This window comes from Pseudomonas sp. A125, from assembly GCF_055409485.1.
Genome location: NZ_JBUZVP010000001.1, coordinates 388,457 through 403,254 on the forward strand (window position 1 = coordinate 388,457; position 14,798 = coordinate 403,254).

10 protein-coding genes are annotated in these 14,798 nt (G+C 62.3%); 6 read left to right on the plus strand and 4 right to left on the minus strand.

The annotated features are described in order from the left end of the window. The 6 genes from moeB (at position 1) to ACZRN6_RS01790 (ending at position 7,855) form a co-directional block, all read left to right on the plus strand. Positions 1 to 1,860: a molybdopterin-synthase adenylyltransferase MoeB gene (moeB, locus tag ACZRN6_RS01765; protein ID WP_464007076.1), complete on the plus strand. Its 1,860-nt coding sequence runs from the start codon at positions 1 to 3 to the stop codon at positions 1,858 to 1,860. Between the two features lie 24 nt (positions 1,861 to 1,884). Then, complete coding sequence (locus tag ACZRN6_RS01770) at positions 1,885 to 2,799, plus strand: PLP-dependent cysteine synthase family protein (RefSeq protein ID WP_464007164.1); 915 nt, start codon at positions 1,885 to 1,887, stop codon at positions 2,797 to 2,799. Between the two features lie 22 nt (positions 2,800 to 2,821). Next, positions 2,822 to 3,814 carry a serine O-acetyltransferase gene (locus ACZRN6_RS01775; RefSeq protein ID WP_464007077.1) on the plus strand — a complete coding sequence of 331 codons (993 nt, stop codon included), beginning with the start codon at positions 2,822 to 2,824 and terminating at the stop codon, positions 3,812 to 3,814. 2 nt (positions 3,815 to 3,816) lie between these two features. Further along, positions 3,817 to 4,545, plus strand: a complete 729-nt coding sequence (locus ACZRN6_RS01780) for an alanyl-tRNA editing protein (RefSeq protein ID WP_322143895.1) — start codon at positions 3,817 to 3,819, stop codon at positions 4,543 to 4,545. Positions 4,546 to 4,772: 227 nt separating this feature from the next. Continuing rightward, positions 4,773 to 6,518, plus strand: coding sequence for an ABC transporter permease (locus ACZRN6_RS01785; RefSeq protein WP_322143894.1), 1,746 nt, complete (start codon positions 4,773 to 4,775; stop codon positions 6,516 to 6,518). Between the two features lie 14 nt (positions 6,519 to 6,532). Beyond that, complete coding sequence (locus tag ACZRN6_RS01790) at positions 6,533 to 7,855, plus strand: ABC transporter ATP-binding protein (protein ID WP_464007078.1); 1,323 nt, start codon at positions 6,533 to 6,535, stop codon at positions 7,853 to 7,855. Between the two features lie 107 nt (positions 7,856 to 7,962). On the opposite strand, the gene prpD is transcribed toward ACZRN6_RS01790, so the two are convergent. The 4 genes from prpD to prpC all read right to left on the minus strand — a co-directional run bounded on the left by prpD (position 7,963) and on the right by prpC (position 14,701). Then, the gene (prpD, locus tag ACZRN6_RS01795) at positions 7,963 to 9,447 is read right to left on the minus strand and encodes a 2-methylcitrate dehydratase (RefSeq protein ID WP_322143892.1); all 1,485 of its coding nucleotides are present in this window, start codon (positions 9,445 to 9,447) and stop codon (positions 7,963 to 7,965) included. 93 nt (positions 9,448 to 9,540) lie between these two features. Further along, on the minus strand, positions 9,541 to 10,731 hold the full coding sequence (prpF, locus tag ACZRN6_RS01800; RefSeq protein ID WP_464007079.1) for a 2-methylaconitate cis-trans isomerase PrpF: 1,191 nt from the start codon (positions 10,729 to 10,731) through the stop codon (positions 9,541 to 9,543). A 42-nt stretch (positions 10,732 to 10,773) separates the two neighbouring features. Further along, complete coding sequence (gene acnD / locus ACZRN6_RS01805; RefSeq protein WP_464007080.1) at positions 10,774 to 13,368, minus strand: Fe/S-dependent 2-methylisocitrate dehydratase AcnD; 2,595 nt, start codon at positions 13,366 to 13,368, stop codon at positions 10,774 to 10,776. Between the two features lie 205 nt (positions 13,369 to 13,573). After that, positions 13,574 to 14,701, minus strand: a complete 1,128-nt coding sequence (prpC, locus tag ACZRN6_RS01810) for a bifunctional 2-methylcitrate synthase/citrate synthase (protein ID WP_322143889.1) — start codon at positions 14,699 to 14,701, stop codon at positions 13,574 to 13,576. Positions 14,702 to 14,798 lie beyond the last annotated feature (97 nt).

A 14,798-nucleotide genomic window follows, 5' to 3' on the forward strand; every position in this document is an offset into this window, starting at 1 on the left:
ATGAAGGTCCTGAGCCCAAGCGCCCTGGAGCAAATTTACGCCCACGCCGACCGCAGCTATCCCGAGGAATGCTGCGGCTTCGTCTTCGCCGATGGCCGCGTGCACCTGGGCAGCAATATCCAGAATGAGTTGCATAGCAAAAACCCCGAGATGTATTCACGCAGCGCAGCCAACGGCTACACCTTTTCAGTGGCCGACACGCTGATGATGAACAAGGCATTTCGCAGTGATAACCCGGTGGTGGTGATCTACCACTCCCACCCTGACGTCGGCGCGTATTTCAGCGACGAAGACCAGGACAAGGCCCTCTTCATGGGCGAGCCGATCTACCCCGTGAGCTACCTGGTGGTGGATGTTCGCCAGGGCAACACCCAAGGTTCCAAGCTGTTTGCCTGGGATGGCAAGCGCTTCGCCCAAAACCCCTTCAACGACCTGCAAACGGAGTTGTGCATGAACGCTGTCTCTTTCCCCGACATCCTGGTCCGCGTGGCCAAGCTGCCAGCATCGACGCTCGAGGGTGCCGGATCGACATTGCGCGAAGTCATTGAAAACCTCTGCACCGAGCACCCGCAGTTGCGCGCGCACCTGCTCTACGAAAATAACCAGCTCAAGGAACACTTCCTGTTTACCGCCGAGGAGGAGCTGATCGACGCCAACGACCGGTTGCCCGAGGCGGCGAAAATCGAAGTATTGCTGGCGACCTCTGGCGGTATCGATGTCGAGTCACTGAGTAACGAAGAAGTGCAGCGCTACGTGCGCCACATCACCCTGCCCGGCGTCGGCCGCGAAGGCCAACTGAACCTGAAGAAAGCCCGGGTATTGATCATCGGCACCGGCGGCCTTGGTTCGCCCATCAGCCTGTACCTGGCGGCGGCCGGCATCGGCACCCTCGGGCTGGTGGATTTCGACGTGGTGGAAAGCAGCAACCTGCAACGCCAGATCGTCCACGGCAACAGCACCCTGGGCATGCCCAAGGTCGAGTCCGCCAAGCAGCGCTTGCAGGACCTCAACAGTCACATCCAGATCAACACCTACGACACCGCCTTCAACACCGACAACGCCCTGGACCTGGTGGGCGACTACGACCTGGTGATCGACGGCACCGACAATTTCGAAACCCGCTACCTCGTCAACGACGCCTGCGTGCAATTGGGCAAACCATTGGTGTACGGCGCCATCTACCGCTTTGACGGGCAGATCAGCGTACTCAACTATAAAGGTGGGCCGTGCTACCGCTGCCTGTTCCCCCATGCACCCCCGGCAGAACTGGCACCCAATTGCAGCGCCGGCGGTGTCATCGGTGTATTGCCCGGCGTGGTCGGGATGATCCAGGCCACCGAGGCCATCAAGCTGTTGATCGGCATCGGCGAACCGCTGTCCGGGCGGCTGATGCGCTTTGATGCGCTGGCCATGAAGTTCAGCGAGATTCGCTTCAAGCGTCGTGCCGATTGCCCTTGTTGCTCCGAACTGCGTCACAGCCAAACCATCGCCCCGGCCGTGTGCGCCGATGCCATGCCAAGCACCCCATCGCTGGCAGAAGAGCGCTACATCAAGCCCAGGGTGCTCAAGCAACTGCTCGAACAACACAGCAAGGCCGACGTGCTGCTGGATGTGCGCGATGCCAGCGAACTGGAAGTGTGCAAGCTGCCGGGGGTGGTGCACATCCCGCTGGCCGAACTCGACGGGCAGCTCGCCAACCTCAGCCGAGACAACACGCACTACCTGATCTGCTACGCCGGTACCCGCGCGGAGCAAGCCGCCAGTACCTTGCTGGCCGCCGGATTCGCCAACACCAAAGTGCTGCAAGGTGGCATGAAACACTGGGTTCGCGACGTCGAACCCGACATGCCTTTGTACTGATCAGCGGCCATGGGTTCTTACTTGATGTTGCATAACTCGATACTCGACGCCATTGGCCAAACGCCCATCGTGCGCCTGGAACAGTTTTCCGAGGACCTCGGCATCGAGGTCTACGCCAAGCTGGAATCCCTCAACCCCGGCGGCAGCCACAAGGCGCGCATCGCCCTGGGCATGATCCTCGACGCCGAGCGCCGGGGCATTCTGATCCGTGGCTCAGGGCAAACCGTCATCGAGCCCAGCGGCGGCAACACCGGCATCGGCCTGGTGATGGCCGGCAACGTGCTGGGCTACAAAGTGGTGCTGGTGATCCCCGACAACTACAGCCCCGAGAAGCAGAAACTGCTGCGCCTGTACGGCGCCAAAGTGGTGCTGTCGGACAGCCGCCAGGGCAACAATTCCCACGGCGAAAAGTGCATGGAACTGCAGCTGGAGAACCCCAGCTACGTAATGCTCAACCAGCAGCGCAACGGCGCCAACCCGCAAACCCACCGCGACACCACCGCACGGGAAATCATCCGCGCCTTCGGTGAGCGGCGGGTCGACTACTTTGTCAGCGGCATCGGCACCGGTGGCCATATCACCGGCATCGGCGAAACCCTCAAAAGCACCTGGCCGGCAATCCGCGTGATGGGCGTGGAGCCGGAAGAATGCGACCTGCTCAACGACCGCCACGCCTCGCACCATATCCAGGGCCTGTCCATCGGGCTGATCCCGAGCATCCTCAACGTCGCGATTATCGACGGGATGCTCAAGGTGTCGCGCCAGGAGTGTATCGACATGATCAAACGCATCATGCGCACCGACGCCATCAGCCTCGGGTTGTCCTCGGCCGCCAACATGGTGGCCATCGCCAAGCTCGCGCCGGAGCTGCCAACCGACACCGTGGTGCTGACCATGGTCTACGACAGTGCCGACAGTTATTTGCCCTGTTTTGAATAACAACTATTGCGGGGGTGCCTCCATGGGGGGCTTTATCGACATGCAACAACTGCACGATGAGTTGCTCACCCACCTCATCACTACGCTTACGCCCGCGCAGTTGAAGCAACTGGAGGAGCATCTTGCGACGCTGGTCCAGGCGGCAGCCCAGGCAGTGGCCGAAGACCTGATCGCCTATGCCTGGCGCGACCCCGCGTCCCGTGGGCGTGGGGAGCTGATCCTGGAGTCCTACGCCTCGTTCAAGGCGGTGTTGTATTACCGACTGGCTCACCTGGTGTGGAACTTCCCGGACACGCACAACGGTGTGTTTTGCGCCATCGCCCTGAAACTGAGCAACCAGGGCAAGATTTTGTCGGGCGCCGAGATTCACCCGGCCGCCCGAATCGGCCGGCGCTTTGTGCTGGACCACGGTTACGGCACGGTCATCGGTGAAACCTGCGAGATCGGCAACGACTGCTACATCCTCTGCGGCGTGACCCTCGGCGCCCGGGGTATCGCCAACAACCCGGACGGCAAGCGCCACCCACGCCTGGGCAACAACGTGGAGGTTGGCTCGGGCGCGCGGGTGCTGGGTTATGTGCTGATCGGCGACAACGTGTTTATCAGCCCCTCCTGCGTGATCACCCAGGACGTGCCGGCCGGCACCAAGGTCAAGGTAGTCAACCAGATCCAGTTGCAGAAAAACGACGAGTCGGACCACAGCAACTACCTCGGCGCGTTTGCCCTCGATGAACGCCTGCACGTGGTCGGGGAAGTCAACGCCAGCCACAAGGTGACGGTGCTGGACGCCGACTTCCATCCCCTGCCCGGCCTGCTGCTGGAGCCAACGGTCAAGGAACGCCATCACTTGCAGTTCCGCCTGCGGCACATCGAAACCACGGCCTACCCGCCGCGCCTGCCACTGAACCTGAAAGTGAGCGGGCCCGAATTTGAAATCACCCTGCTATCTCCCCCTGGCTTGAGCGCGATGGTTCGTCGCCTGCTGCAAGCCAGCCCACTGATCGTCGGAGGTTGAACATGTCTGTGCACACCATGGAAACCCTCGCGCTGTTCGACAGCGCGCCTTACCAGAATGCATTCAGTGCGCGGGTGATTGCCGTCAGCGAACAAGGCATCGCCCTTGAGCACACACTGTTCTACCCCACCGGCGGCGGCCAACCGGGCGACACCGGGCACTTCACCCTGCCCGACGGCAGCCGCGTAGACATCACCGGCACCGTGCGCGACCCGGTGCTGCGCTCGATCATCTGGCACCAGGTGGAACACTGCCCCGAACAACTGGCTGCCGGGGTACAGGTAGACGCCAGCCTGGACTGGGAACGCCGCTACCAGCACATGAAAATGCACACCTGCCTGCACCTGCTGTGCTCGATCATCGACGCGCCGGTGACCGGTTGCAGCATCGGCGTTGATAAGGGCCGCCTGGATTTCGACCTGCCGGAAATGACCCTCGACAAAGAGACCATAACCCGCGACCTCAACGCACTGATCCAGCAGGCCCATCAGGTCAAGACCTTGTCCATGCCCGCCTCGGAGTATTCCACCCTGCTGCAGATCACACGCACCCAGGCGGTGGCGCCGCCGGTCATCCAGGGTTCGGTGCGGGTGATCGAGATTGCCGGTATCGACATCCAGCCCTGTGGCGGCACCCACGTGACCAATACCGAGGAGATCGGCCGGGTGTTCTGCGAAAAAATCGAGAAGAAGAGCAAGCACAACCGGCGGGTGATCCTGCGGTTTGAATAGCGACCCTGCGACGGCTGGGGCGCCCACGCCCTAGCCGCAGTTCGTACAGGAAACTGACAGCAAATTTATGTGCCTGTAACATTCAGAAACGTACAATCCCGCCAGCAACGCCTCGTTGCCCCTGACTCGCGAAAACAGCGGCCTTCCCTCCCGGTAGGTCATTCGTGCAGCAGCTAAACTCGATCCCATCACGCCCCTGAACCTGAACGCCGCAGGAATGACTGCTTATGAAAAGAGTGTTCCGTCACTACATCCCTGCGTCCACATTGCGCTTGCTGCCCAACCGCTGGGACTTGGTCGCCCTGCCCCTGGTGATCGGCTTTTTACTGTTTTTCTCCATCACTGCGCGAGAAACCTGGGCGCCCATCGCCACCTTGCAAAGTGAAGTCATCTCGCTGGACCCGGCCAACCTGCCGGAATACGCGATGCGCACCACCCTGCGCATGTTGGCGGCGATGGTTGCAGCGCTGGTGTTTACCCTGTTGTACGGCACCCTGGCCGCCAAAAGCCGGCGCGCCGAGAAACTGCTGGTACCCGTGCTCGACATCCTGCAATCGGTGCCGGTACTGGGTTACATCTCGTTTACCGTGACGTTTTTCCTGCTGCTGTTCCCCGGGCGCGTGCTCGGCGCGGAGCTCGCGGCCATCTTTGCGATTTTCACCAGCCAGGCCTGGAACATGACGTTCAGCTTCTACCAGTCGCTGCGCATGCTGCCCCACGACCTGGTGGAGGTGTCGACCAACCTGCGGCTTTCCGGTTGGCAGCGGTTCTGGAAGCTCGACGTGCCCTTCGCCATGCCGGGGCTGGTGTGGAACATGATGATGAGCATGTCCGGCGGCTGGTTTTTCGTGGTCGCCTCCGAGGCCATTACCGTCGGCGACAAGACCATTACGTTGCCGGGCGTGGGTTCGTACCTGGCCCTGGCGATTGCCCAGAAAGACCTGCACGCCGTGGGTTACGTGATCCTGGCGATGATTGTCGTCATCCTGATGTACGACCAGTTCCTGTTCCGCCCGTTGGTGGCCTGGGCCGACAAGTTCCGCATGGAAACCACCGCCTCCCAAGGCGCCGCGCCGCAATCCTGGCTGCTGAACCTGATCCAGCGCACGCGCATCGTCCAGCGCAGCCTGCGGCCAATCACCCGTACCATCAGCCGCATCGGCAACAAACGTTTCAGCCTGGCGGGCGGTGCACTCAAGGCGTTGCCGGCAGAAACACCCAAAGCCTCCAAAGTGATCGACTGGGTGTGGGGCACACTCATCGCGCTGCTGGCCGCTTATGCGCTGTATCACATCGTGCAGTATGTGGGCACCGAAGTGACCGTCGCCGAAGTCGGCCATGTGTTTGTGCTGGGCCTGATCACGCTGTTGCGCGTGGTGGGCCTGATCTTCATCGCCTCGCTGATCTGGGTGCCGTTGGGCGTAATGATCGGCTTGCGCCCTGCGCTTGCGGAAAAAATCCAGCCGCTGGCGCAGTTTCTCGCGGCGTTCCCGGCGAACCTGCTGTTCCCGGTGTTCGTCATCGTGATCCTGCACTACAACCTCAACCCGGATATCTGGTTGAGCCCGCTGATTGTGCTGGGCACCCAGTGGTACATCCTGTTCAACGTGATTGCCGGTGCCAGCGCGTTCCCCAACGACTTCAAGGAAGCCGCCGCCAATTTCCGCATTCGCGGCTGGTTGTGGTGGCGCAAGGTGATGCTGCCGGGGATTTTCCCGTACTACGTCACCGGCGCCATTACCGCCTCGGGCGGTGCCTGGAACGCCAGTATCGTGTCCGAGTACGTGTCCTGGGGCCAGGACAATGTGGTCGCACACGGGCTGGGCGCCTACATCGCACAGACCACCGCCGCCGGCGACTTCCCGAAAATCGCCCTGGGCGTAGTGGTGATGTCGATCTTCGTGGTGGCGTTCAACCGCGCGGTGTGGCGGCCGATGTACGCCATCGCTGAAAACAAACTTCGTCTGAATTGATGGGATTCGCTGTGATGACTACCTATACCGAGCACGCCGCCGACACCCCGGAAATCTACTCGTTGAAAAACGTGAACCGGGTGTTCGGCAAAGGTAAAGACGAGCTGCAAGTCCTCAGCGGCGTGGACTTGAGCCTGCACGAGGGCGAGATTGTCGGCATGCTCGGCCGCTCCGGCTCGGGTAAGTCGACCTTGCTGCGTATCATCGCCGGGCTGATTCAGCCGTCGTCGGGCGAAGTGCGCTACAACGGTGCGCCGCTCACCGGCCCGGCTGAAGGCGTGGCCATGGTGTTCCAGACCTTTGCGCTGTTCCCGTGGCTGACCGTGCTGGAGAACGTCGAGGCCGGCCTGCAAGCCCTGCAGGTCGAGCGCAAGGAAACCCGCCGGCGCGCCCTGGCGGCCATCGACCTGATCGGCCTGGACGGTTTTGAAAACGCCTACCCGCGCGAACTGTCCGGCGGCATGCGCCAGCGCGTGGGTTTCGCCCGCGGGCTGGTGGTCAACCCGACCCTGTTGCTGATGGACGAACCGTTCTCGGCACTCGACGTACTCACCGCTGAAACCCTGCGCACCGACCTGCTGGATCTGTGGAGCGGCAAGCAGTTGCCGATCAAGTCGATCCTGATCGTGACCCACAACATCGAAGAAGCGGTGCTGATGTGCGACCGCATCCTGGTGCTGTCGTCAAACCCTGGCCGGGTGGTGGCCGAGATCAAGGTACCGTTTGCACACCCGCGCAACCGGCTGGACCCGACCTTCCGGCAAATGGTCGACGACATCTACGCCCTGATGACCGACCGGCGCAGCGCCGACGCGAGCAGGGGTTTGCCTGAGCTGAAAATGGGCAGCCTGTTGCCGGAAGTCTCCACCAACCTGATGGCCGGCCTGATCGAAACGCTGGCCGCCGAGCCCTACAACGGCCACGCCGGCCTGCCAACCGTGGCCGAACGGCGCTTGCTGGAAGTCGACGATCTGTTCCCGGTAGCGGAGATGCTTGAGCATCTGGGCTTCGCCGAACTCAAGGGTGCTGACATCACCCTCACCGACGCCGGCAAACTGTTCGCCGACTACGGCACCCAGGAGCGTAAAACCCTGTTCGCCGAACACCTTATCCGCCACGTGCCATTGGCCGCACGCATTCACCAGGTGTTGCTTGAGCGCAGCGGCCACCGGGCGCCACGGGTGCGCTTCGAGCAGGAACTGGAAGACTCGATGACGGAAGCCTTTGTGGAGAAAACCCTGGAAAGCGTGGTGGCGTGGGGACGCTATGCGGAGATTTTCTCCTACGACGACCATACCGAGACGTTCAGCCTGGATGATGTGGAAGGCAGCATGTAACGGCGTGAAGTCGACCACGTTCCATTGAGCAACACAGAACAAATGTGGGAGCTGGCTTGCCAGCTCCCACATTGATTGGGTTTACACAGTGAGTGCTGTGGGGGTGTCTAGATGACGAACAGGTCCACAAATCGGTTCACGGGCGTGGCTTCAAGCTTCGCCTGATCCTTGCATAGCGCAAAAATCTGGGCACTGCGCTGCGCGGTAAAACGCGTGGCCAGGTTGGCCTTGAACTTGTCCTCGAGCAATGGAATACCCTCCACACGGCGGCGGCGGTGGCCAATCGGGTATTCCACCGCCACTTGCTCGGTGCTGGAGCCATCCTTGAAAAACACCTGCACCGCGTTGGCAATCGAGCGCTTGTGCGCCTCCAGGTATTCGTGGCTGTAGCGCGGCTCCTCGACGATGACCATCTTCTGGCGCAGCTCATCAATGATCGGATGGGCCGCGTGGAACTCATCCTCGTATTGCTCGGCCACCAGGTTGCCAAATGCCAGCGGCACGGCGGTCATGTACTGCAGGCAGTGGTCCCGATCGGCCGCGTTGGCCAACGGCCCGACCTTGGAAATAATGCGAATCGCCGACTCGTGGGTGGTGATCACAATCCGCTCGATCTCATGCAGGCGCTGCTTCACCTGCGGGTGCAGGGTAACCGCCGCCTCACAGGCCGTTTGTGCGTGGAACTCGGCGGGGAAGCTGATCTTGAACAGTACGTTCTCCATCACATAAGTCCCGTAGGGCTGCGACAGGCTGAAGGCCCGCTGGTCTTCGGGCTTGAGCGCCAGGTCCTTGTTGGTGTGACTGAACAGCACGTCATAAAAGCCCCACTGCGGCGCGCTCAATACACCGGGAATCCCCATCTCGCCACGCATTGCGATGTCGGCCAGACGCACCCCGCGGCTCGACGCATCCCCGGCCGCCCACGACTTGCGCGAACCGGCATTCGGCGCATGCCGATAAGTGCGCAGTGCCTGGCCGTCGACAAACGCCTGGGACAGGGCCGACAGCAGTTGCTCACGGTTGGCGCCCATCAGTTTGGCGGTGACGGCGGTGGAGGCGACTTTCACCAGCAGCACATGGTCGAGGCCGACGCGGTTGAAGGAGTTTTCGAGGGCAATCACGCCCTGGATTTCGTGGGCCATGATCATCGCGTCCAGCACCGCCCGCACGGTCAGCGGCGCCTCGCCGTTGGCCACACGCTTTTGCGAGAGGTGGTCGGCGACCGCGAGGATGCCGCCAAGGTTGTCCGAGGGATGGCCCCACTCTGCGGCGAGCCAGGTGTCGTTGTAGTCGAGCCAGCGCACGATGCAGCCGATGTCCCACGCGGCCTTGACCGGGTCCAGGCGGAACGAGGTGCCCGGCACTCGCGCACCGAATGGCACCACCGTGCCTTCGACAATCGGGCCCAGGTGCTTGGTGCACTCCGGGAAACGCAGGGCCAGCAGGCCGCAACCGAGGGTGTCCATCAGGCAGTTGCGGGCGGTGTCCAAGGCATCGCGGGATTCAATCCTGAAGTCCAGGACGTAGTCGGCGATGTCCTGCAGGACCTGGTCATAGTCGGGGCGGTTGTTCTGGTCGACGTTGGCGCTCATGGCAGTACTCCAAAGTGGGTTAGGTGTGGTCCATCCTCAGGGTCAGGGTTGATGTTTTATAAAAGGCAGGTCTTGGTGCCTGCCTGTTGATTGTTAGAACGAATCGCCGGGCACGCGCACAAACCCTTCCATCAGCACTCGCGCACTGCGGCTCATGATGGCTTTTTTCACCACCCATTCACCGTTGGCCTGGCTGGCCTCGGCGCCTACGCGTAACGTGCCGGACGGGTGCCCGAACCGCACCGCATTGCGCTCCACACCGCCTGCCGCCAAATTCACCAGCGTGCCGGAAATCGCCGCCGCCGTGCCAATCGCCACCGCCGCCGTGCCCATCATCGCGTGGTGCAGCTTGCCCATGGACAGCGCCCGCACCAGCAGGTCGACATCGCCCGCCTTGATCGCCTTGCCGCTGGACGCCACGTAATCCGCAGGCGGTGCCACAAATGCAACCTTCGGCGTGTGCTGGCGCTGGGCCGCTTCGTCCAGGTGTTTGATCAAGCCCATGCGCAACGCACCGTGGGCGCGGATGGTTTCAAACATCGCCAGGGCTTTGGGGTCGCTGTTGATCGCCCCCTGCAGCTCGGTACCGGTGTAGCCCAGGTCCTGGGCATTGATGAAGATGGTGGGTATCCCGGCATTGATCAGCGTCGCTTTGAACGTGCCGACACCCGGCACCTCCAGGTCATCCACCAGGTTGCCGGTAGGGAACATCGAGCCCCCGCCGCCCTCTTCTTCCGCCGCCGGGTCGATGAATTCCAGCTGCACTTCGGCGGCCGGGAAGGTCACACCGTCCAGTTCAAAGTCACCGGTTTCCTGCACCGCGCCGTCCGTGATCGGCACGTGGGCGATGATGGTCTTGCCGATATTGGCCTGCCAGACACGCACCACGGCCACGCCATTTTGCGGAACGCGCGCGGCGTCCACCAAACCGGCGCTGATGGCAAACGAACCCACCGCCGCCGACAGGTTGCCGCAGTTGCCGCTCCAGTCCACGAACGGCTTGTCGATGGACACTTGGCCAAACAGGTAGTCCACGTCGTGATTCGCGCGGGTGCTTTTGGCGAGGATCACGGTTTTGCTGGTGCTGGAAGTCGCGCCGCCCATGCCGTCGATTTGCTTGTCATACGGGTCGGGGCTGCCGATCACCCGCAACAGCAACGCATCCCGAGCAGCGCCCGGCACCTGGGCCGATTCGGGCAAATCCTTGAGGCTGAAAAACACACCCTTGCTGGTGCCGCCACGCATGTAGGTGGCGGGAATCTTGATCTGCGGTACGTGAGACATGATGATCCTCATGGGCCGGGGCGCGAACCCCGGCCACGGTTGTCAGGCGGTAACGGCCGATTCCAGGAAGTCCTGGGCAAAACGTTGCAACACGCCGCCCGCCTCGTAGATCGACACTTCTTCAGCGGTATCCAGGCGGCAGGTCACCGGCACCTCGACACGCTCGCCATTCTTGCGGTTGATCACCAACGTCAGTTGCGTACGCGGGGTGCGTTCGCCGATCACGTCGTAGGTTTCGGTGCCGTCGATCTGCAGGGTCTTGCGGTCGGTGCCCGGCAGGAACTCCAGCGGCAACACGCCCATGCCCACCAGGTTGGTGCGGTGGATGCGCTCGAAACCTTCGGCGGCAATCGCTTCCACACCGGCCAGGCGTACGCCCTTGGCCGCCCAGTCCCGGGACGAGCCCTGGCCATAGTCGGCGCCTGCAATGATGATCAGCGGCTGCTTGCGTTCCATGTAGGTTTCGATCGCTTCCCACATACGCGTGACCTTGCCTTCGGGCTCCAGGCGTGCCAGCGAACCCTGCTTGACCTTGCCGTCCTCGATGACCATTTCATTGAACAGTTTCGGGTTGGCAAAGGTGGCGCGCTGGGCGGTCAAATGGTCGCCCCTGTGCGTCGCGTAGGAGTTGAAGTCGACTTCCGGCAGGCCCATTTTCGCCAGGTATTCGCCGGCGGCGCTATCGAGCATGATCGCGTTGGACGGCGACAGGTGATCGGTGGTGATGTTGTCCGGCAGCACCGCCAGCGGGCGCATGCCCTTGAGCGGACGCGCGCCGGCCAAGGCGCCTTCCCAATAAGGAGGGCGGCGGATGTAGGTGCTTTGCGGGCGCCAGTCGTACAGCGGCGTGACCTTGGGGCCGGTGTCTTCATGGATCGCGAACATTGGGATGTAGACCTGGCGGAACTGTTCCGGCTTGACCGACGCCTTGACCACCGCGTCGATTTCTTCGTCGCTCGGCCAGATGTCCTTCAGGCGGATTTCCTTGCCGTTTACGTCCAGGCCCAGCACGTCCTTTTCGATGTCGAAACGAATGGTGCCGGCGATCGCGTAAGCCACCACCAACGGCGGCGAAGCGAGGAACGCTTGCTTGGCGTACGGGTGGATACGGCCGTCGAAGTTGCGGTTACCCGAAAGCACGGCGGTGGCGTACAGGTCGCGGTCGATGATCTCTTTCTGGATCACCGGGTCGAGAGCGCCGGACATGCCGTTGCAGGTGGTGCAGGCAAACGCCACCACGCCGAAACCCAACTGCTCCAGCTCGGTGGTCAGGCCCGCTTCGTCGAGGTACATGGCCACGGTTTTCGAACCCGGTGCCAGGGACGACTTGACCCACGGTTTGCGGGCCAGCCCGAGCTGGTTGGCGTTGCGCGCCAGCAACCCGGCGGCAATCACGTTGCGCGGGTTGCTGGTGTTGGTGCAACTGGTGATGGCCGCGATGATCACCGCGCCGTCGGGCATTTGCCCCGGCACGTCATCCCACTGGCCAGAGATGCCCTTGGCGGCCAGGTCGCTGGTGGCGACGCGGGCGTGGGGGTTGCTCGGGCCGGCCATGTTGCGCACTACGCTGGACAAATCGAAGCTCAGGCCACGCTCGTATTGCGCGCCCTTGAGGTCATCCGCCCACAGGCCAGTGTGGCGAGCGTATTGCTCCACCAGCGTGACTTGCTCGTCTTCACGGCCGGTGAGTTTCAGGTAGGCGATGGTCTGCTGGTCGATGTAGAACATCGCCGCCGTGGCGCCGTATTCCGGGGCCATGTTGGAGATGGTGGCGCGGTCGCCCAGGGTCAGGGCGCTGGCGCCTTCACCGAAGAACTCCAGCCATGCACCGACAACCTTTTGCTTGCGCAGGAACTCAGTCAGCGCCAGCACCATGTCGGTGGCGGTAATGCCCGGTTGCAGCTTGCCCGTCAGCTCCACGCCGACGCTTTCCGGCAGGCGCATCCACGAGGCGCGGCCGAGCATCACGCTCTCGGCTTCCAGGCCGCCAACGCCGATGGCGATCACGCCCAGCGCGTCCACGTGAGGCGTGTGGCTGTCGGTGCCGACGCAGGTGTCCGGGAAGGCCACGCCGTCACGTACCTGGATCACCGGAGACATTTTCTCCAGGTTGATCTGGTGCATGATGCCGTTGCCCGGCGGGATCACGTCGACGTTCTTGAAGGCCTTTTTGGTCCACTCGATAAAGTGGAAACGGTCTTCGTTGCGGCGGTCTTCGATGGCGCGGTTTTTTTCAAACGCGTCGGGATCAAAGCCACCGGCCTCGACAGCCAGGGAATGGTCGACAATCAGTTGGGTCGGCACCACGGGGTTGACCTGGGCCGGGTCACCGCCTTGCAGGGCAATGGCATCACGCAGGCCGGCGAGGTCCACCAGCGCGGTCTGGCCGAGGATGTCGTGGCAGACAACACGGGCCGGGAACCACGGGAAGTCGAGGTCACGCTTGCGTTCGATCAGTTGGCTCAGGGACGCGTTGAGGGTCGCCGGGTCGCAGCGGCGCACCAGGTTTTCCGCGAGTACGCGGGAGGTGTACGGCAGTGTGGCGTAGGCGCCGGGGGTGATTGCATCGACTGCCGCGCGGGCGTCGTAGAAATCGAGGCGGCTGCCGGGCAGCGGTTTGCGGTGTTCAGTGTTCATAGGCTCGGACTCGGTCACGGTAAGGTGTACAGCAAAAACCTGTGGCATTGGCCTGGATGAACACGGTCCCTGTGGGAGCCGGGCTTGCCCGCGATGCAGGCACCTCGGTGTGTCAGTTACACCAAGGTGGTGCTATCGCAGGCAAGCCAGCTCCCACATTGAACCGGTTCCAATCCTGAAAACCGGCACCTCAGATTCCCACCACTCAGCGACGTTCGATTGGCACGAACTTGCGCTGCTCAACGCCGATGTACTCGGCGCTCGGACGGATGATGCGGTTGTTGGCTCGCTGTTCAAATACATGCGCGGCCCATCCTGTAAGCCGCGAGCAGACGAAAATCGGGGTGAACAGCTTGGTCGGGATGCCCATGAAGTGGTACGCCGAGGCATGGTAGAAGTCGGCGTTGGGGAACAGTTTCTTCTGCTCCCACATGGTCTTGTCGATGGCTTCGGAAACGTTGAACAGTACGGTGTCGCCCACTTCGTCTGCGAGTTTTTTCGACCAGCCCTTGATCACCTCATTACGCGGGTCGCTGTCTTTATAGATCGCGTGGCCAAAGCCCATGATCTTGTCCTTGCGCGCCAGCATGCCGAGGGTGCCTTCCACCGCTTCCTGGGCAGAAGAGAAACGCTCGATCATCTCCATCGCCGCTTCATTGGCGCCGCCGTGCAGCGGGCCACGCAGGGAACCGATGGCTGCGGTGACGCAGGAATACAGGTCGGACAGGGTCGACGCGCAGACACGCGCGGTGAAGGTCGAGGCGTTGAACTCGTGCTCGGCGTAGAGGATCAGCGACACGTTCATCACCTTGACGTGCAAGTCGCTCGGCTTCTTGTCGTGCAGCAGGTGCAGGAAGTGGCCGCCGATGGACGGCTCGTCGGTCACGCAATTGATGCGCTGGCCGTCGTGGCTGAAGCGATACCAGTAGCACATGATCGCCGGGAACGCGGCCAGCAGGCGGTCGGTCACATCGCGCTGCACAGAGAAGTCTTTCTCCGGCTCGATGTTGCCCAGGAACGAGCAGCCGGTGCGCATCACGTCCATCGGGTGGGCGTCGGCGGGGATGCGTTCCAGCACTTCTTTAAGCGCTTGCGGCAGGTCACGCAGTTTGCCGAGCTTGGCGGTGTAGGCCGCCAGTTCAGCTTGGGTCGGCAGTTCGCCGTAGAGCAGCAGGTAGGCGACTTCTTCAAACTGCGCGTCGGCGGCGAGTTCACGTACGTCGTAGCCGCGGTAGGTCAGGCCGGCACCTTCCTGGCCCACGGTGGACAGCGCGGTTTGCCCGGCAACCTGGCCACGAAGGCCAGCGCCACTCAGTACTTTTGCTTCAGCCATGGTTATCTCCAATCTTGTAGTTATTCAGGGAGGCGTGTTCACAACACACCCTCTACTGTAGGAGCCGGCTTGCCGGCGATGAGTCCCCCGATATCGG